Annotated in this window: 21 protein-coding genes; 16 read left to right on the forward strand and 5 right to left on the reverse strand. The window is 32.4% G+C overall.

Annotated elements, in window-relative coordinates; all coding sequences use genetic code 11:
* The first annotated feature begins 114 nt into the window (after positions 1-114).
* The 5 genes from ACRBBL_RS14590 to ACRBBL_RS14610 all read left to right on the forward strand — a co-directional run bounded on the left by ACRBBL_RS14590 (position 115) and on the right by ACRBBL_RS14610 (position 4,959).
* The gene (locus ACRBBL_RS14590) at positions 115-975 is read left to right on the forward strand and encodes a sensor histidine kinase (RefSeq protein WP_431369806.1); all 861 of its coding nucleotides are present in this window, start codon (positions 115-117) and stop codon (positions 973-975) included.
* 44 nt (positions 976-1,019) lie between these two features.
* Positions 1,020-1,562, forward strand: a complete 543-nt coding sequence (locus tag ACRBBL_RS14595) for a hypothetical protein (RefSeq protein WP_431369807.1) — start codon at positions 1,020-1,022, stop codon at positions 1,560-1,562.
* On the forward strand, positions 1,559-2,596 hold the full coding sequence (locus ACRBBL_RS14600; RefSeq protein ID WP_431369808.1) for an RNA ligase family protein: 1,038 nt from the start codon (positions 1,559-1,561) through the stop codon (positions 2,594-2,596). The genes ACRBBL_RS14595 and ACRBBL_RS14600 overlap by 4 nt, the downstream gene beginning before the upstream one ends.
* Before the next feature lie 384 nt (positions 2,597-2,980).
* Positions 2,981-4,213, forward strand: coding sequence for a hypothetical protein (locus ACRBBL_RS14605; RefSeq protein WP_431369809.1), 1,233 nt, complete (start codon positions 2,981-2,983; stop codon positions 4,211-4,213).
* The gene (locus ACRBBL_RS14610) at positions 4,210-4,959 is read left to right on the forward strand and encodes a hypothetical protein (protein WP_431369810.1); all 750 of its coding nucleotides are present in this window, start codon (positions 4,210-4,212) and stop codon (positions 4,957-4,959) included. The genes ACRBBL_RS14605 and ACRBBL_RS14610 overlap by 4 nt, the downstream gene beginning before the upstream one ends.
* 57 nt (positions 4,960-5,016) lie before the next feature.
* Here the strand turns inward: ACRBBL_RS14610 and ACRBBL_RS14615 are convergent, their stop codons facing one another.
* Genes ACRBBL_RS14615 through ACRBBL_RS14625 form a run of 3 tightly spaced genes read right to left on the reverse strand, consistent with a single transcriptional unit; the run spans position 5,017 to position 8,157 of the window.
* Positions 5,017-6,606, reverse strand: a complete 1,590-nt coding sequence (locus ACRBBL_RS14615) for a glycosyltransferase family 39 protein (protein WP_431369811.1) — start codon at positions 6,604-6,606, stop codon at positions 5,017-5,019.
* Positions 6,599-7,033, reverse strand: coding sequence for a hypothetical protein (locus tag ACRBBL_RS14620; RefSeq protein ID WP_431369812.1), 435 nt, complete (start codon positions 7,031-7,033; stop codon positions 6,599-6,601). The genes ACRBBL_RS14615 and ACRBBL_RS14620 overlap by 8 nt, the downstream gene beginning before the upstream one ends.
* A gap of 2 nt (positions 7,034-7,035) precedes the next feature.
* Entirely contained in the window at positions 7,036-8,157 is a 1,122-nt protein-coding gene (locus ACRBBL_RS14625) for a hypothetical protein (RefSeq protein WP_431369813.1), read from the reverse strand.
* Positions 8,158-8,362: 205 nt separating this feature from the next.
* On the opposite strand from ACRBBL_RS14625, the gene ACRBBL_RS14630 reads away from it, so the two are divergent.
* From ACRBBL_RS14630 to ACRBBL_RS14660, 7 genes are all read left to right on the forward strand, one after another.
* On the forward strand, positions 8,363-8,710 hold the full coding sequence (locus tag ACRBBL_RS14630; protein ID WP_431369814.1) for a hypothetical protein: 348 nt from the start codon (positions 8,363-8,365) through the stop codon (positions 8,708-8,710).
* 189 nt (positions 8,711-8,899) lie between these two features.
* Positions 8,900-9,970 carry a radical SAM protein gene (locus tag ACRBBL_RS14635; RefSeq protein WP_431369815.1) on the forward strand — a complete coding sequence of 357 codons (1,071 nt, stop codon included), beginning with the start codon at positions 8,900-8,902 and terminating at the stop codon, positions 9,968-9,970.
* Between the two features lie 29 nt (positions 9,971-9,999).
* Complete coding sequence (locus tag ACRBBL_RS14640) at positions 10,000-11,520, forward strand: B12-binding domain-containing radical SAM protein (RefSeq protein WP_431369816.1); 1,521 nt, start codon at positions 10,000-10,002, stop codon at positions 11,518-11,520.
* 11 nt (positions 11,521-11,531) lie between these two features.
* Positions 11,532-12,188 (forward strand): methyltransferase, encoded by a 657-nt coding sequence (locus tag ACRBBL_RS14645; protein WP_431369817.1) that lies wholly within the window; start codon positions 11,532-11,534, stop codon positions 12,186-12,188.
* Positions 12,189-12,411: 223 nt separating this feature from the next.
* The gene (locus ACRBBL_RS14650) at positions 12,412-13,353 is read left to right on the forward strand and encodes an acyltransferase family protein (protein ID WP_431369818.1); all 942 of its coding nucleotides are present in this window, start codon (positions 12,412-12,414) and stop codon (positions 13,351-13,353) included.
* Positions 13,354-13,365: 12 nt separating this feature from the next.
* Entirely contained in the window at positions 13,366-14,565 is a 1,200-nt protein-coding gene (locus tag ACRBBL_RS14655; protein ID WP_431369819.1) for a hypothetical protein, read from the forward strand.
* A 14-nt stretch (positions 14,566-14,579) separates the two neighbouring features.
* Complete coding sequence (locus tag ACRBBL_RS14660; protein WP_431369820.1) at positions 14,580-15,404, forward strand: TerC family protein; 825 nt, start codon at positions 14,580-14,582, stop codon at positions 15,402-15,404.
* Positions 15,405-15,574: 170 nt separating this feature from the next.
* Here ACRBBL_RS14660 and ACRBBL_RS14665 read toward each other — a convergent pair whose 3' ends face one another.
* On the reverse strand, positions 15,575-16,543 hold the full coding sequence (locus tag ACRBBL_RS14665; RefSeq protein WP_431369821.1) for a hypothetical protein: 969 nt from the start codon (positions 16,541-16,543) through the stop codon (positions 15,575-15,577).
* Positions 16,544-16,842: 299 nt separating this feature from the next.
* Here ACRBBL_RS14665 and rplM point away from each other — a divergent pair, with 299 nt between their 5' ends.
* The 4 genes from rplM (at position 16,843) to tsf (ending at position 19,750) form a co-directional block, all read left to right on the forward strand.
* Entirely contained in the window at positions 16,843-17,298 is a 456-nt protein-coding gene (gene rplM, locus ACRBBL_RS14670) for a 50S ribosomal protein L13 (protein ID WP_431369822.1), read from the forward strand.
* Position 17,299: 1 nt separating this feature from the next.
* Positions 17,300-17,686 (forward strand): 30S ribosomal protein S9, encoded by a 387-nt coding sequence (rpsI, locus tag ACRBBL_RS14675; RefSeq protein WP_114902334.1) that lies wholly within the window; start codon positions 17,300-17,302, stop codon positions 17,684-17,686.
* A gap of 171 nt (positions 17,687-17,857) precedes the next feature.
* Positions 17,858-18,679, forward strand: a complete 822-nt coding sequence (gene rpsB / locus ACRBBL_RS14680) for a 30S ribosomal protein S2 (protein WP_431369823.1) — start codon at positions 17,858-17,860, stop codon at positions 18,677-18,679.
* Between the two features lie 105 nt (positions 18,680-18,784).
* On the forward strand, positions 18,785-19,750 hold the full coding sequence (gene tsf / locus ACRBBL_RS14685; RefSeq protein WP_431369824.1) for a translation elongation factor Ts: 966 nt from the start codon (positions 18,785-18,787) through the stop codon (positions 19,748-19,750).
* A gap of 166 nt (positions 19,751-19,916) precedes the next feature.
* Here the strand turns inward: tsf and ACRBBL_RS14690 are convergent, their stop codons facing one another.
* The gene (locus tag ACRBBL_RS14690; RefSeq protein WP_431369825.1) at positions 19,917-20,078 is read right to left on the reverse strand and encodes a hypothetical protein; all 162 of its coding nucleotides are present in this window, start codon (positions 20,076-20,078) and stop codon (positions 19,917-19,919) included.
* Between the last annotated feature and the right edge of the window lie 142 nt (positions 20,079-20,220).

Here is a 20,220-nt window from a genome sequence, read left to right on the forward strand (position 1 = left end):
CTAATTCTTTTAGGTGCATTTATCATGCTCTTAAGTGCTGGTTATACACAAAAAATTTTCAACATCCTTCCTAATAATGAATTAAAAAGGAATTGGAAAAAACTCCGTTTCCTCATGTTATTATTTTTAACAGGATATATAGCTGTGGCTGTAGTCGTAATTTTAGGAAGAACGGAATTACTCGCTTTCCTTTCGGGAGTTATCTTTTTTATGGGATCGCTCTTTGTTTTTCTTGTGGTTAGAACCGGATTGGACAGTTTTCGAAAACTAAAAGAGCTCAATCAAAATTTAGGTGACACCGAATTAAAAAATAAAGAACTAGAACAGTTTGCATACATTACTTCGCACGATTTAAAAACACCAATTAGAGGAATTTCTAGTTTGGCTTCTTTTATTAAGGAAGATTTGGAAGCTGGCGAAACCGATGATGTATACGATCATTTAGACACCATGCAAGGACGTGTGAAGCGACTCGAAAGTTTGATTGATGGTATTTTGCATTATTCAAAAATTGGAAAAATAATGCCCGAAAGTGTCGATTTGAACGCAATGCTTCGAGGTGATTCTAAAAATTATCCAGACTCAACCAAAGTAAAGTTTATAAAAAAAGGATCGCTTCCTATTGTATATGGAGATAAAATACAATTATCACAAGTGGTTTCAAACATTATCAGTAATGCCGTAAAATACAATGATAAAGAGGTGTGTGAAATTACGGTTTCAAGCACAGAAACGTCAAATGCTTATGAAATTACTTTTGCAGATAATGGTCCTGGTATTGCCCCAAAATATCATGAAAAAATCTTTGAGATATTCCAAACACTAAGTGAAAAAGAAATCTATGAAAGTACAGGCTTGGGACTTTCTATCGTAAAAAAGATTCTTGAAAAACACCAAGGAAGTATTCATGTAGAGTCTAACGGAAAACTAGGCACAAAGTTTATTATTACCTATCCGAAAGTATTGAAAAGTTAGGTTTCACTTTCAAAACGTATCTTAGCGTATATTCAATCCTTACAATGAAAAAAATATTATTCTTCATAAGTCTACTTATTACGTTTCAATCCTTTTCTCAAAACAAAGAAAAATTCAAACCTGGCGTTAAAGTCACTACCATTGAAAAAGTAGCGGAGTATCAAAAGCCTACATCAGTGTTATTTATTTTTGAAGGAGATACGCATTTAGTTAATTATTTTTTGGATTTGGAAAAACACATACAACGTAGATTTAAAAAAGATATCGGAAAGGGATTCAAGTTAGATTTTATATATGAATTAACTTCTGAAAAACCATTAGAAAGCGACTTAGTTAAACTTCCTAGACAAAGCTTTGACAAAACCAAATATGAAGCAATTGGCTATATTACGTTAGCTGATTTTAAATCTGTAGAAACTAAGCTAGGTCAAACAAGAAAACAACGTTATGCTATAAATGTTGAATTGAAAAATAAAGATTCAGATCAACTTCTATATTTTATTTTAAACGTGAGGAGTTTTAAAACAATAGTTACACAGAACAAAAAATCAAGCAAACTGATTTATAAACACATCATGGAATTATGAACGAATTTTCAGGATATGAAAAAATGCCAAGTAGTTTAAAAAAACTTGGATTGAGTGAAAGCGATTTTTCTAAGTTGGAAAAATTGTCTTGGGTTGTGACGGAAAAAGTTCATGGTGCCAATTTTAGTTTTGTATATGAAAATGGTATGCTGAAGTTTGCCAAACGAAAAGCCTATTTAGCATGGGAAGATGATTTCTTCGGATTTCAAATTGTGGTGAATCAGTTAGAAACAAATATTATTCGATTGTTTGAAGCACTAAGCACAGACATTTCGGGAACTAAATTTATCATGTATGGCGAATTGTTTGGTGGAAAATATCCGCACGATGCTGTAACTGCTGATCCGAATGTACATGCCATACAAACTGGTGTATATTATTCGCCTACGATTAATTTCTGTGCGTTTGACATTGCCATAGAAACGGAAGGCAGTTCGTCGAAAACCTATTTAGACTATGAAACCGCCGTTTCCTATTTTGAAAAACACGGCATTTTTTACGCAAAACCTTTATTCATTGGGAAATTTAGCGAAGCTGTCAACTTTGATACACGCATCAATTCTACGATTCCAAAACAATTGAAACTTCCTGAATTGACTGAAAATTTGATTGAAGGCGTTGTTGTAAAACCATACAACAAACTTGAAAACGGTAGCATTTCTTCCAGGCCAATTGTGAAGTTAAAGAACAGTGAGTTTGAAGAAGAAAAGAAGTTTCACCAAGCAGAAAAATGGACGTACATTCCGAAGTTGACTTCGAAATCGGAAGACTTATCGTTTATTCTAGATGAACTTCGAAATTATATTACTACGAATCGATTGGAAAGTGCTGTTTCTAAAATTGGTGCTTTAGACATGACAAATGCACAACGTGTAGCAGACATCGAAACAGAATTCTTTAGAGATACGTTGGTAGATTTTAATGAAAATAACGACCATCTTTTAGAAGAATTAGCAAACGATGAACAAGAATGGATTTATGAACGTGTAAAGGCGGAGATATTGAAGTTGATGGTTGGGTTTGAGAAAAGCTGATTTTTTTATTAATGTATTTCTTGTGATTACGAGAAACCACAATTGTAAAAATTCATCACACATTATCTTTATTAAAAATTTATACGCAGTAAACTACATAAAACATCACTATCATGAATTTGTCACATTAACGAAATGTGACACTTAAAATTCAGAGTTTTTATACAACTTTAAATTACTTTAGAAATATTTTCATTGACTTCAATGATTGAATTGACTAGCAAATGATATAAGATTACATACAATACCACTGCAACTACAGGTAATTTTAAAAAATAGTATTGTAATTATATAACCTTTAACTTAATTTAGTAAAATAATAGGCGCTTTAATTATGAATACCTATTATTCGTTTTTAATCAAATTAAAAAACAATACTCAAATTTGAAATACAACTATAATAACCCTTTGAGCATAACTAGTCAATTCAGTTTTTGTGGACTACCATTTAGATTAGATACCTATTCAGGTTGCGCAATAGGTTGTAAATATTGTTTTGCAAGAATTAGAGGAGGTAATTTTGAATCAAGAAAAATTAAAATCGCTGATCCAAAATCAATTATCACAAGATTTAAAAACGGAATAAAAAATCAAAATACAGGAATTATTTCTGAGTTTATTAAAAACAGAAAACCTGTTCATTTTGGTGGAATGAGTGACCCATTTCAGGACATTGAAAAAACTTGCGGCATATCTTATATGGTACTTGAATATTTAAAGAGTATCGATTATCCTGTGGTTATCAGCACAAAATCAGATTTAATTGGAAATCATAAATATTTAGAGCTATTTAAAGATTATAAAAGCCTAGTAATTCAAGTTTCATTTTCTACATTAGATCACAAAAAGTCTAAAATTCTAGAGCCAAACTCTCCAAACCCAATAGAGTTACTTAATTGTGTTAAGCTACTACAAGAAAATAAAACAAATGTCACTTTAAGATGGCAACCATACATAATCGAAGTTAGTGATGATATCGATTATTTTATAGAAGAAGTTAAAAAAACTGGAATAAAACATATTGGTTTTGAACATTTAAAACTTCCTACTGAAAAGAATTCTGATATTGAAAACAAATTTCAAAAAATCACTGGAAAGAGTATTTACAAACTATATAATGAAAAAGGAGCAATTTTAGACGGGAGAGAATATATTTTACCAATACAAGAAAAGCTCAAAAATATTTCTAATATAAAAAACTCTTTAAAAGGCTCAAATATTAGTTTAGGACTTGCAGATAATGAGTTTCAATATCTTTCTACATATAATTGTTGCTGTAGTGGAGTAGATATGTTTGAAGGCTTTGACAATTGGTATAAGCCACAGATATCTTATGCCATTAGAAAATCCTATTTAAACAATGACAATGAAATCAGAATAGATAATATTAGAAACGAATGGAATACTAATGGTTCTATTGATAAGTTCATGAACTCAAAAAGTAGAATAAAAAAACAAGGAAATCCAAATACTATGTTCGACTATGTTAAGGCAAGATGGAATGATTTAAACTCTTCTTTTAATCCTTCAAAATACTTTAATGTAGAATATTCAAATCGAATTGATGAACAAGGAAACAAAATTTATAAATTCGGAAATGAAAATCTGACATTATGAAAGATGAAAAATATAATTGGCAAAAAATGAAAAATAAGGTTTTAAATTGGCAATGGTTTAGAGACTTCTTTAAGATAACAATATTTAAATACTTTGTTACTTGGTTTGCACTTGTCCCTATTTTTGCTAAACTATCACAATATTTACCAAAGGTTATTAGAATTCAATTAAGTCATTATGAAAGCTATTGTATTAACCTTTCTCTTCCTTTCAAGTGGGAAATACTTTGGATTTCATCTTTACTTTTTGTTATAGCATACATACTATATTTATCATTTGCTCCCACTTTTGTGAAAAGATATTTTTCATTAAAAGATTATAGAGATTATGAACACTCTCCTCGCTGGATTGTCTGGGAATCTCAAAAACTTATTAAAAGTGATTATGTTGATTTAGATAAATTTATTGGGAGAATGGTTAAAAAAGAATATGTTTATAAGGTAGATGACAAATCCAGTTTTGAAGATAAAAAAGTTATTGTAGATAAAAAACAAACTCATTTAATGTTTATTTACAAAAATGAAAAATATAAATTTTCAATGCCCATATTAATTGACAATAATGAAGATAAACATTTAACAGAAATAGCAGTCAGAGAAATTTTCTGGGAGGTCTTTGCTAGATTTTCAGCATCGAAATTTGGTGTAAGATTTGCGATTCAAAGCTTTCTAATAGCCTCCTTAATAACATTTTCCATACCACTTATACAAAGCATTATTTCAGGATTTCAATATTTATTAAAATAATTACAGAAAAAACACACTATCATTTTTATATTATGCTATAAACTTTTCTAATATAATTCACTCCACCAAATAAATAACCCCATCACCAAACAACCAACGATCATATTCATATGTACGAACCACTTTCTGTCCATCCGCAGGTTTAAAAACCAAGGTATATTTCGCCTTTACATTTTCCCACCATTTTTCTTCTTCCTCCGAAAAGAAATTCCAGGTTACGTATTCTACGCCGCCTTGTATTTGATTTTTAGGAATGGTTTCGGTCAGTTCGTTTAGTGCTTGCCAACGCACACGATTCCAAGACAAATAATCGTGTACTGCCGCAACTGAAAACCAAGTGAGTAATCCTAAGAAAGCATAAGTGCAATATTGATATATTTTATTTGGAGTTTTTGTTGAATTCACACCTAAAAACACAATCGCAATTGGAAATAAAGGCAGTAAATATCTGTCATACACACCAACAATTAAGAATGGTGTTAAATACACTAAAAAGAACACAAACGACAATACCACCAACGAATCCACTTTTTCTTTTTTAAATACAGAAACCACCATCTTACGAATGTGAAAAATCAATGCGACACTCGAAAAGATTCCAATACATGTAACCGTTTGCCAAAACCAATGTGGCGCCGTCGGATCGGGACTTTGGGTAAAGTTTCCTGCATGATCTTGCAACGTTGTGGGTCCAACACCAAAATCGATCCAGATATTATCTAAACTTGGCAATACTTTTCCGAGTTTCATCAAATACGCAGTAATTGCAACTGTCCATAAGATTGCCCAAATTTTGTAGCCTTTAAATTTGTAACGATTGATATAAAAAACATGAATTGGCAATAACAAAAACCCAAGATAGGCTAGACTTTCAAAGAAAAAGGAGAAGATAATAATCAGCAATCCTTTTCGAAGTCCTTTTATGTTTTCTACAAGCAAACCGAATTTTGTATTGTAGCGTTCTTGTAGCAAATCATTCGATTCCATGATGTATGAAAACACCAACGAGAACAAAATCACAGCCAATAATGGTGTTATTGCTTTCAGTATATTCTTCCAGTTTCGTTGCTTCACCAATAACATTGTAATCATCCACACGAGTGGAAAAACCCATGCCAATTGACGAATTAAGAATGCCCAATAACAAAAGAAAATTGCCCAAATAATTGGTTGCCAACTATCCGTTCTCAATGCTTTTGCAAAGAAATAAAACGTCCAAATCGTGACGCAATAAAAAGGAATATCTGTCATGAATGAAAACGATAAGGATAAAAATATCGGATTCACCATACATAAGAAAACACCAACTAATAGTGCCCAACGTGAGAGTTTTGCCAATTTAAAGAGTTCGTAAATTCCTATGATCGTTGCAAATCCTAACACTAAGGTTGACCAACGCAATACGGTAAAAGAAAACCCAAAGATTTCGGTAAAGAAATAGCCCCAATATACATGTCCAACCAAGGTCATTTCGCCCCAATTGTACAATTTTAAATAGCCATCTTCGTATAGGGTTTTTACAGATTTTCCGTAACACCAATCGTCGTTCAATGGAAAATCGCCTATCGGATTAATGATAAAAATAAGCAACAACCACAACAAAAGCAGTCCGATGTAATCTTGGTATTTTTTAAAAAAACTATGCATCCAGACTCATGTTATAGCCAAAACCGACATATCGAACTTCTTTTTTCGTAAAATAAGCCTTGTAATTTTTTGCTTCTTGAATTGCTTCTTCAATATGTGCTTCCATTTGTTTGCGATCAAATCGAAATGTTTTATCATGATCTAACACATTCCAAACAATGACATCTTCTTCATGAATCACTTCTATTCCTTCATCCCAACCGCCGCATTCAGGTATTCCACAGTTGCATGAAAAAATAAAATAGGTTCCTTCTTTTTTCATACTTCTCAATAGCAAATCATCCATCACAATATCGCTTTCTCCATACGGTTTTTCGGAATTTATACGAATTTCCAAATTCCCTGCCATCCAAATATCTTTTTGATCCATTTGACAAGCTTGCACAAGCAATTCAATATAAATTGTATCTAAATTTTCTGCTGTCATCTTTACTGCTTGTAATAGGTGAAAAATGATTCAATTTCTTTCTTGGCAAAGGCATTTCCTGCTTCGCTCCAATGTCCGTCACATGATAAAAATAGTGCTTTATATGCATCTTCTGTAAAGCGATCGGTTTTTGGCAATAAGTCTAAATATTCTACATTGAGACTGTCACAAACTGCTTTCAACTGTTTTCCTAGCGGATTCTTTTTATGCTCACGATACGCTTTTATTTCTTTTTCAATCGGAATGCTATATACCATCACAGGACGATTTCCTGCCAATTCCTTGATGACTTCTAAGGTATATTTTAAACGATCAAATTGCGCTTCCGAATAGTTGAAATAACTAGGTACTTTTGACGCTGCCAATAATTGATCTTTTGGAATGGTGCTGATAGTTTGTCGCGTACGCAAGTAATAATACATATTGTACGAATATGTAAAGTTTTTTAATAATCTGTGAATGAAATGCGGTGTTCTTGGACGCGCTCTCGAATCTTCTATATTTTTGGTATGATATACGACTTCATAATTGGGATAATTTCCTTTTAGAAACGGACGATAGCGATTGCCCCCAACTTTTTTCGCAATTTCGTAATCATCGTCTATAAAATCATTCGAAGGTAGAATGCCCACCAAAACTGCATCATGTGTGTATTGTATTGCGTGTGTTTTGTACAACATCCAATATTGCGTGGGTCCAAAATTTCCAGCCAAACCAAAATTTAAATGTGGAATTGTTGTATTGCTTTCCAGCAGATTTGTCAAACGACCAGCTACATTTACGCCAATTCCTTCAGTGAACGAATCGCCCAAAGCAACTACACGATGGTTTGTACTATTTAGATCGCGTTCTGCATCTCTAAAACCTTTTGAATTGGTTTCATACACTGCATCAAAACAATATTTTTTCTGTCGATACACATCATTTGGCAAATGTAATGTTCCGAAATTTTCATCTAAATCATACCAAAAATTGTGTGTGTTTTGAAATGTATATGTTGGCAGTTCAATCTTAATTTCTGCCACACGAATATAAATGGCAAGCACAATTTCGAGCAATACAAACGTAATTCCGAAAATAATAATCAGATTTTTGAGTGACTTAAAGATGCGCTTTTTCGACAAAATAGTTCTGTTGGTTTTTGGTGTGATGAAAACAAATATACAGTCTCTTAGAAAAGAATGTGTATGAAATTGGAAAAAAATAACGATTAATGAAACTTCACCTTGTTTCCTTTGACTTTAGATAGGATTATTGTAATTTTAGGTATAACAAATTGTAAGACAACAACCGTTTTTCCTGTTATCTTATGGTAACAAATTTCAAAAAATGAGTTTAAATAAAAAAGTTCTGATTGGGCTCATTGTACTACTAGTTTTTACAACAGCATACAATTCATTTTTCCCTAATTTTATTGTTACAGGCGAATATCAAGCACATATAAAAGATCCATTTGCTTCACAAGGCATTAAAAATGGAGATAAACTCATCCTAAATGACGATGGTACTTTTCAAAGTGATTGTTGGGGAAACGGAAATTATACAATAAGTGGATATAAAATTTCTTTTGAATTTGGAAATGAAGGATTTCACAGTTATTTCAATAGGCCCTTTTTTTTCGGAAGCCCAAGAATAATTATAGTTCGAGACTTAAATTCTGAATTTATTAGAAAATAAAAATATGATATAATAAAAAAAGAACCAACCCAGATAATTGTTTTAAAAACACAGAAAATACTTCAACAAAACCACCTTATTTAAACTCACTCAAGAAGATGTCGTGTTTTTTCAATTTAAAATGTAAATTTGAACATACATTTCGCATTTAGATTTGTAGTTTTACAACATTGTAGAAAAAGAAAGCCCATGAACGTTGCTACATTTAAAAAAGTCAACAAAAAATTTCTACCAAAAAAATACATGTTTGCGCCAGAATGGATTATTTTGGGTGTGAATAATGTCTGCAATTTGCATTGCAAGATGTGTGATGTTGGTACCAAAAATTTGGATTCAAATTTTGCGCAAAATTTAGTTGGTACACATCCTATAAATATGCCGTTACCATTGATTGAAACAATTATTGATCAAATGGCAGAATATTATCCTAGTTCAAAATTAGCCTATGCTTTTACAGAACCTTTGGTATATCCGCATTTGGAAGCTTCATTAAAATATGCCAAACAAAAAGGTGTTGAATGTTCTATTACGACCAATGCACTTACGTTAAAACATAAAGCAAAAATTGTAGCAGATAGCAATGTCTATATTTCATTGGATGGACCACAAGATATTCACAACGAAATTCGTGGACATAAAAAATCGTTTCAAAAAGCCATTGAAGGTATTGAAGAAGTATTGTCTATCAATCCAAATGCAACGATTGGTGTTTTTTGTGTAATTACCGAATGGAATATTGGACATTTAAACGAATTCTTAGACTTTTTTAAAGAGTATCCATTACAGCAAATTGGGTTTATGCATTCTAACTTTGTAGAACAAGACGTTGCCGATACGCACAATCAAATTTGGGCAAACTCTTATCCTGCAACAGCTTCTAATACGGATGAAGTTAATGTTGATAATTTAGACTTGGATATCCTTTGGAATGAAATTGCTACAATAAAATCTAAAAACTTTAAATTTCCTATCAGTTTTTCTCCAGAAATTGCTTCAAAAGAAAAACTACACGAATATTATCATAAACCAGAAGTACAGATTGGGAAAATGTGTAATGATGTTTTCACCAATGTGATGATAAAATCAGACGGAAGTATAATTCCTGCACATGGAAGATGTTATAATTTAGAATTAGGAAATATTTACGAAGAAAACTTAAAGCAAATTTGGAATGGACGCGTCTTGTCAAAATTCCGATCTGCACTTTCTAAAAATGGAGGTTTACTACCTGCATGCAGTCGTTGCTGTAGTGCTTTTTAGAAATAAAAAAATATTATAGAATACAATTCATGGGAAATAAAATCATCATATTCAATCCAAGAAGTGCCAATGCAAAACATCGTTTGCCGAATACAATTATTCAAGTTGGTGCGGCAATTCATGGAAAGTATGACTATGTTTTTGTAGATGGAAACATGGAAACTGATCCTTGGGGAAAAATTGCTGGTTATTTTGCTACAGGCGAATACAAGTATTTTTGTCTCACCGTCATGCCTGGACCGCAATTAAAACAAGCGATTCCGTATGCGAGAAAGATCAAAGAAATGTATCCAGATTCCGTTAATATTTGGGGCGGATATTTTGCATCAAACCAATACAAAGCGTGTTTAAATTCTGGGTATGTTGATTATATTATAAACGGACCTGGCGACAATACATTCCCACAGTTATTAGACGTTTTGGAAGGCAAAAGCGATGAAAAACTTATGTTGATTCGCAACTTGATTTTTAAAGATGAGGAAGGCAAAATTGTGCAAACAGTCAAAGAAGCATTGCTCGATCAAGATTCACTGCCACCATATCCATATCAATATTTCAACACCTTTTATCCGCTAGAAAATTATTTAGCAAAGACATTTATGGGGCGAAGAACCTTTGCGTATCACTCAAGTATGGGTTGTCCGTTTAGCTGTTCTTTTTGTGCCGTTGTGCCAATTTATAATGCAAAGTGGAAAGCAAAAGCAGCTTCTACCATTTATAAAGATTTAAAATATTTTAAAGAAAATTACAATATTGATGCAGTAGAGTTTCACGATAATAACTTTTTTACATCTCGTAAACGTGTGATGGAATTTTCCAAACTCGTAATGGATGATCATATTGAATGGTGGGGCGAAGGACGTATAGATACAATTAATAAATACTCTGACGAAGAATTACATTACATGCGAAAAGCAGGTTGTCGCATGATGTTTTTAGGTGCCGAAACTGGAAATGATGAAGTATTGAAGCAAATGAACAAAGGTGGAACACAATCGGGTCAGATGATCAAAGATTTTGTGAAACGTATGAAAGATGTTGATATTATTCCTGAATTATCGTTTGTACTTGGTTTACCTGGACCAGACGAAAAGAAAGTATACGAACAAATTTTGTGGGATATTAATTTTATTCGTGAAATTAAATCAATCAATGCTGATGCAGAAATTATCATTTACTTATACAGTCCGGTGCCAACAGAAGGTTCTGAGTTGTATAAGCAAATTACAGATGCAGGTTTTTCATTTCCATCAAAATTAGAAGAATGGATTGAACCGAGCTGGGAAAAATTCGATTTACGAAGAAATCCGCTAACTCCTTGGTTAAAACCCTATATGATTGATAAAATTCAAAATTTTGAAACGGTATTAAATGGCTACTACCCTACTGCTTCCGATTTTAGAATTAAAGGTTATAAAAAATGGTTGCTAAAACTCGTTTCTGGATATCGTTTTAAATATGGTTGGTATAAGTTTCCTTATGAAATTAAGGTGTTACACAAAATTTGGAAATATCGTCAGCCAGAAATTGAAGGTTTCTATTCAGAATAATTTTCAGAAATATGTTTAAAAAACTTAAAAAACACATATTTCCTGTTGCAAAATTTTTCTTTGATAAGTATACTTTAAAACAACGAAAGTATACGTATGAAGGCATTACAGTAAAGATTAATGAAGAAGTGTTTCCGCCAAAATTTACGATCAGCACCAAGATTCTTTTAGAGTATATAAAACCTTTAAATATTGCTGATAAAAACTTTTTAGAACTCGGTTGTGGCTCTGGAATTATTTCTTTGTTTGCTGCTTCTAAAGGTGCAAATGTAACTTCATCTGACATCAACCAAATAGCGATTGATGTACTTAAAGAAGCTTCTACAACTAATGAAATTCCTGTGAATGTTGTGTATTCGGATTTGTTTGAAAATTTGTCCGATCAACAGTTTGACTATATTATCATTAATCCGCCATATTACCCAAGAACACCACAAAACGACAAAGAACGTGCTTGGTTTTGCGGAGAAAATTTTGAGTATTTCAAAAAATTATTTGCACAACTTCCGCAACATATTGCGCCAAATACGTGGATGATTTTATCGGAAGATTGTGAAATACAACACATTAAACAATTGGCTAAGAATAATGGGCTTACTTTTGAGTTGATTTTTGAAAAAAGTGTCGTAAAAGAGAAAAACTATATCTTTAGCATAAATTCAACGTAAGATATCATTAATAAAACACGAAAAGTTAGTTAAAATTAACTGTTTGTCAGTTCGAGTGCAGTCGAGAAACTAAGAATACTTTCGTTTTTATAGAATCTCGACTGCGCTCGATTTGACACTGGAAAGTGTTAAAACATAACATATAAAGATAAATTTATATCCAAACCAAGTCATTTAAGATTCAAAAGTTATAACAGAGTTGCAAACCACTTCGCGAAACATATTGCTCGATATTTTAAAAGTTGTAGCTGCACTATTTGTAATTGGTACGCATGCTGGTTTTTTGTTTGAATACAGTGAAGTAGCATCTCAAATTGTTACAAACGGAATTTTTAGAATTGCAGTTCCATTTTTTTTCTGTGTAAACGGTTTCTTTTTATTTAATGTATTCAAAAATGATCGCATAAAAATGTGGGCAAAACGCGTTGGTATTTTATATCTGATTTGGATGTTGATTTACACCTATTTTTGGGTATACTTAAATGATTTTGAATTGTTAAAAGTTATTCCAACATTTTTCTTTGGTTTTAATCATTTATGGTATTTAGCTGCTCTTTTCTTTGGTGGATTAATACTATATCTACTGCGAAATGCTTCAGATGCAGTATTACTGGTAAGTACGTTTATTTTATTTTTAATTGGAATTGTCATTCAATATTTAGGACAACTTCATGTATTTCCGGAACAATCTACATTAGATAAGCTGATTAATTATCCGCCATTACATCGAAATTTCTTGCTGTTCGCATTACCATTATTAAGTATTGGCTATGTAATAAGACGCACAAATTTTCATACAAAACTCAGCAAGCAATTTGTCAAAAGATTACTCATTATAAGCTTAACTCTTTTAGTAGCAGAGAATTTAATTACGTATTATTTTGTAACAGGCGAAGCAATTCTCAACACCTATCTTTCGTATTTATTCTTGGCTCCAGCATTGTTGATTGCAGCATTTACTTTTAAAATCACATCCAATCTTAATAGTAAATTACTATCGTCATATTCAATTGCAATTTACTTAGTGCATCCATTTATTATTTTTTTAATTTATAAAACGCTTACTTTGTCACCTACGGTGACGACTTTTGTGACCATTATAGTATCAGTAATTGCAAGTTATGTATTGATTCAACTCAACAAAAAATTAAAATACATTATATAAACCATTTTATTCGTGAAAAAGAAACTCAAATTTGCCTTCGTTATATTCAGAAATGTGCTGATCACTTTCTTATTGTTAGAAATTGTATTGGGTATTTTTTATAATTATTACGATCAAAGTGGAATTGATGGAAATACAGAACGTATTATTGCTTCTGGCTTGTATGAAGGTTCTGGCTTGAGTGATGAAGATATAAAAATTATTCACCGAGAACTTCGCGAACAAGATATGATGTGGGAACCATATTTACATTATCGCTTTAAATCGATGAATGGTAAACACAATACAATCTATGAAAATGGGCTCCGAAAAACAGCAAATCCAAGTTTGAAAGATTCCGCAACAGCGATCAAAATTTTCTGCTTTGGCGGTTCTACCATGTACAGTTCGGGTTCAAGAGATGAATACACAATTCCTTCAGAATTATCAAAATTGATTCATAAAACATTTCCCAATCAAAATGTAGAAGTCACTAATTTTGGTTGTCATGGCTATACACGTGCTACAGAGAACATTCAGCTACAGCGAGAATTAGTTAAAAACAACATTCCAGATATTGTTATTTTTTATGATGGTGTAAATGAAGTTATTTCGGGACATCAAAACAATGAAGCTGGCGCACCAACAAACGCATACAACAGAAAAAGAGAATTTAAGTTAGCGCACAGCTATAAAAAGCGTGTCAGACTACTCATTACTTCTAGTAATTTATATAGATTCATGACTACAATGCAACGCAAAATATTTTCAGGATCTATATATGCGCAAATGAGTGCGCGTTCGGATGCGTTGTCTGAAGCTATTGCCAAAAATTATATTGGTTTGGTAAGAGTTTCTAAAAGTTTAGAAGATGAATACGGTTTTAAAGTCTTTAACTTTATGCAACCAAATATTTATTCAAAAAAGAATTTGACAGAAATCGAAGAAGTATATCACAAAGATCAGATTCATTATGAGAACTTATATAGGTTATCGTATGAAAATGTTCGTAAAGATTCACTGATGATTAAGGATTCAACTTTTGTAGATATCAGTGACGCTTTTGACACTACTGATAAAGCTATTTATTTTGATTTTTGCCATACGGGTGAAACTGGAAATCAATTAGTTGCCGAAAGAATATTTTCGCATATACAATCATTACTAGCACCAAAAGTGTCTGAAGATGTAACAATACCTGAAACTGAACAACTAACAGAAATCAATCAATAATTATATAAAGAAACATGGAACAACTTTTAACCTTAGATAGTCTTTTTACTTTATTAATGCTTGTTTTATTGCAAGCTGTATTAGGATTTGACAACTTATTATACATTTCTTTAGAATCGCAAAAAGCGCCAAAAGACAAACAATCGTATGTTCGAAAAATGGGCGTTGGCCTGGCAATTATATTGCGAATTGTATTATTATTTGCCTTATTACAATTAATCGCTTTTTTCGAAGATCCATTTTTATCAATGCACAGTAATTCGTTTATAGAATTTGATATTAGCGGACATAGTATTATTGTATTGGTTGGTGGAATTTTCATCATTTACACAGCTGTAAAAGAAATTTGGCACATGATGCTTATGAAAGAACACGCCAAAGTAGAAGGTGCCGAAAGCAAAAAATCTGTAAAAAGTGTTATTACTTGGATTGTAGTGATGAATTTGGTATTCTCGTTCGATTCTATTCTGAGTGCGATGGCGTTGACAAGTGACTTAGACAAAATGCCACAACTTGTTTTGATGACTGTTGCGGTGATATTAGGCGGATTGTTAATGATTGTAATGGCAGATAAAGTATCAGACTTTTTACAGAAAAACAAAATGTATGAAGTACTTGGACTGTTCATTTTATTTATTGTAGGAATCATGCTATTGTCGGAAGGTGGACATTTGGCCAATCTGCAATTATTTGGAAGTCATGTAACTCCAATGAGCAAAACAACATTCTACTTTGTCATTATTACCTTAGTGATTATTGATATTGTACAAGGTCGTTACCAAAAGAATTTATTAGCAAAGAAAGAAGCACAAGACAAAGCTGCGGAAGAGAAAGAGTAATGGGTTTTTGATTGACGATTGCTGATTTTCTAGCACAAACGTCTGATCGAGTGAAATTCTGAAAAGAATTTTGTATCGAGATCCACTATGAAGTGTATGAGTTTAGTTTTTGAAATAATTCAATAGTTACAATTTCAAAGTACTTCTCGACTGCGCTCGAAGTGACAATCTTATTCCAAAGAAAGTTCCGACTGCAAAAAGTCGCTCAACACCACATTTCCATTATCATTAATATGTGGATCGTTGGCAAAATACAATCGATGATCGTTTGTGTCATTGACTTGAAAAACCGATAAAGGATTTATTTGTATCACATTTGTGTATGCGTTTAAATCCTTTGTTGCTTTTGCAAAAAACGGATAGTCTGATTGTTGTATTACAATTTCATCTTCAAAAGTAGCTCCTAAAGATTTCAAATTATTCATATAATAAGAGTCGACTTGCGAACAATGTGGAATCCATACTACATATACAGGAATATCCTTTGGAATGGTTTCTAAAAAAACATTCATTTCTTCAAGCCAAGCATCATACCTTGAAACAAAAGGTGTTTTTAACATCAACGTATTATTAAAATAAGAAGTATCATAATTTAAAAAACGTATTGTACGCTGATCATAATAATCTGGTCTAAAAATGTCGGTTGCCATAGTTGTTGTTCTACTTGTAACACGCGGACTAAATGCAGAAGCTTTATGATTTAAATACGATAAACTCAAAAAGTAATCGGATGCTGCCCAATATAAATTACGTGTAATGGAGAACTTTTCCCAACTCCATAAATGATCTACATCAGTTAAATCGTTTCCAACATATACTTGATAGATGATGGCTTTCGGGTTGTGTTTTTCAATCTTCTTACTTGCAAACGTATTTACTTGTCGAATTCCAATACCTGGCACACTCACATTCAAAAACGACTTCGTTGGATTATTTTCACGCAGTTTGTCTATATAATTAATTTCTTTCGCTGTGGCTGAAAAAGAATCGCCAAACACTAAAAAATCTACAGAAGTATTTGCCATATCTGCTTCACTATTTAAATGCGAAGTTTCTGCTTTGTAAAAATCAATAAATGAATTTCGGTACAACACTTCAAACAAAAAAAAGCTTAACACCGTTATAATAATGGTATTCATTAAAAACTTCTTTATTTTTGGCAAATATTTCATCGTTAAAAACTTTTGCTAAAGATAATAGTAAAAATGTGTTTTTATACAATTAGAAATACAGGCTTACAATAAATTGTCAACTTGTTTTAGTTTCCAAAGCGAATTGCACTTTACGCAATTGTTTAAACAATAAATAAACCGATGAAAACCAATACATTCAACTATTTTCACTATTCTTTGTAATGTATTTGTTATCTACAGAATAAATCTTACCTTTGCGGACTCTTTTAAAGAGATAGGAATGTTTAATTAATAAATAAATTAGTGTGGATACATTAAGCTACAAAACAATTTCAGCCAACAAAGCTACTGCAGATAAGCAGTGGGTTTTGATTGATGCTGAAGGACAAACGCTAGGGCGTATGGCTTCTAAGGTAGCAAAATTACTTAGAGGTAAGTACAAGCCTAGCTTTACACCACATGCTGATTGCGGAGATAATGTTGTTATTATCAATGCAGAAAAAATCATCTTAACTGGAAACAAGTGGACAGACAAATCTTATATTCGTCACACAGGCTATCCAGGTGGTCAAAGATCATTAACTGCTACGGAACTTTTCGAAAAAGATCCAGCAAGATTAGTGGAGAAATCAGTGAAAGGAATGTTACCAAAAAACAAATTAGGTAGCGCTTTATTCCGTAACCTAAAAGTGTATGTTGGAGCAGAGCACGGACAAGAAGCTCAAAAACCAACTGCTATTAACTTAAATGATTTAATGTAACATGGAAGTTATTCACAAAATTGGTCGTAGAAAGACCGCTGTTGCTCGTGTTTATGTAACTCCAGGAACTGGAAACATTACAGTAAACAAAAAAGCATTTGAAACGTATTTCCCAACACCAACATTACAGTACAAAGTAAAACAACCTTTTGCTTTAACTGAAACTGTTGATACGTACGACGTAAACGTAAACGTATATGGTGGTGGATCTACTGGACAAGCTGAAGCTGTTCGTTTAGCAATCTCAAGAGTATTATGTGAGATCGATGCTGAAAACAGATTAGCTCTTAAACCAGAAGGATTATTAACAAGAGATCCTAGAATGGTTGAACGTAAGAAATTTGGACAGAAGAAAGCTCGTAAGAAGTTCCAATTCTCGAAACGTTAATTTTTGGTCGTTTTTCAAAAAAACGTACTGTTCATTTATTATTGAAATTAAAATCATGTTGTCGTTGTTTCGCATACAGCGAAATTTAGTTTAGCATCTAAATAGATAAGACCAATACAAATTGCTACTTACCTATTGCTAATTCCAACGGAACGTAAACTATTTACAAAAATGGCAAATAACATAGAAGTAAAAGACTTACTTGATGCAGGTGTACACTTTGGACACTTGACAAGAAAATGGGATCCAAACATGGCGCCGTATATCTACATGGAGCGTAATGGAATCCACATCATTAACTTATACAAGACTGCTGCTAAAATTGACGAAGCTAACGAAGCTTTAAAGAAAATTGCAGCCTCTGGTAGAAAAATACTTTTCGTAGCTACCAAAAAACAAGCAAAAGACATCGTTGCTGAAAAAGCAGGGAAAGCTAACATGCCTTACATCACTGAAAGATGGCCAGGTGGAATGTTAACTAACTTTGTAACGATCAGAAAAGCCGTTAAAAAAATGGCTTCTATTGATAGAATGAAGAAAGATGGAACGTTCATGACTTTATCTAAGAAAGAACGTTTACAAGTTGATCGTTTAAGAGCAAAATTAGAGAAAAACTTAGGTTCTATCTCTGATATGACTCGTCTTCCAGGTGCATTGTTCGTAGTAGACATCAAGCGTGAACATATCGCGATTAAAGAAGCTCAAAAATTAAACATTCCAATTTTTGCAATGGTTGATACAAATTCTGACCCAAGAGAGGTTGATTATGTAATTCCTGCAAATGATGATGCTTCAAAATCAATCGAGAATATCTTAACTCACGTTACTGATGCTGTAATCGAAGGATTATCTGACAGAAAAGCTGAAAAGGAAGCTAAGAAAGCTGAAAAAGAAGCTGCTGCTGCACCTGCTCCAAAGGCAGAAGTAAAAGCAGAAGCTCCAAAAGAAGCTCCAGCTGCGGTTGAAGCTCCAGCAAAAGAAGAAACAAAATAATTATTATTTAACGTTGATACGTTCATTCATCAAAGAAAGACCAGTAGTTTAGCTATTCGTTTTAAAGATGCTGAATGGACGTACTAACATTAAAACAAATTCAAAATGGCAAAAATTACAGCCGCAGAAGTAGGTAAATTAAGAAAAGCTACAGGTGCAGGAATGATGGACTGCAAAAAAGCATTAGTTGAAGCAGAAGGTGACTTCGATAAAGCAATTGATATTCTTCGTAAGAAAGGTCAAAAAGTTGCTGCTAAAAGAGCAGATCGTGATTCTTCAGAAGGTGTTGCTGCTGCTAAAGTAAATGCAGACAGTACTGCTGGTGTTGCAATTGTTTTAGGATGTGAAACTGATTTCGTTGGAAAAAACGAAAGTTTTGTAGCCTTAGCAAAAGAATTTGCTAACCTAGCAATTAACTTTAACACGAAAGAAGAGTTTTTAGCTTCTGATTTCGGTGGAATTACAGTTGCTGAAAAATTAACTGAGCAGACTGGTGTAATTGGTGAGAAAATTGACTTAAAAGCTTTTGACAAAGTTGAAGCTCCTTATGTTGGTTCATACGTACACATTAACAAAATTGCTGCTGTTGTTGGATTATCTGCAAAAGTTGAAAACGCTGAAACATTAGCAAAAGACTTAGCTATGCAAGTTGCATCTATGGGTGCTACAACTTTATCTTACAAAGATTTCGATCCAGCTTATGTTGCTTCTGAAACAGAAGCTAGAATTGCTGCAATTGAAAAAGATAACGAAGAATTAGAGCGTTTAGGGAAAACATTGAAAAATGTTCCTCAATACATCTCTATGTCTCAGTTAAGCGAAGAAGTTATAGCACAAGCTGAAGAAGCTGCTAAAGCTCAATTAGCTGCAGAAGGAAAACCAGAAAAAATCTGGGATCGTATTTTACCAGGAAAAATGGAAAGATTCGTTTCTGACAACACTACGTTAGATAAAGAACAATGTTTATTAGACCAAGACTTCATTAAAGATGAAAAGTCTACAGTTGCTAAATACGTTTCTTCTTACGGAGAAGTTGAAGTAACAGGTTTCAAACGTGTATCTTTAGGATAAACAAATTACTCGCAAGAGTTTTTAATATAGAAAAAGGATCGTCAATTGACGATCCTTTTTTGCTTTTAGATCTTATTCTATTTCGCTTTTCATTACTAAATTCTCATTCATAAACTCGTTGAAATTTTCAGCAATGAAAAATCGTTTTAAATCGAACAACTAATCTCTAACAGCCTACACAAGTGTTTTGTAATTCTAATGAAAATACACACTGACGCTCACAACGCTTGAAAGTAGAAAGTCCTTGTCCTCCAATTGAAGCAGAAATTTTTACTGTTGAAATCGTTTTTTTGTTAAGGCTTAAACTCTTGATACTTCTTTTTTTCATAATAATATGTTTTAAATTAATAATAAGTCAAAGTTAAATGCATCTACAATTTTGTGTAATACCATAAATATGGTATTTTTCATTTTTTGGATTCACAACTTATATACTTTTTTAAACTTCATTATTTGCTATATTTGCACAA

The organism is Kordia sp. (assembly GCF_050633145.1).
Classification (GTDB): Bacteria; Bacteroidota; Bacteroidia; order Flavobacteriales; family Flavobacteriaceae; genus Kordia.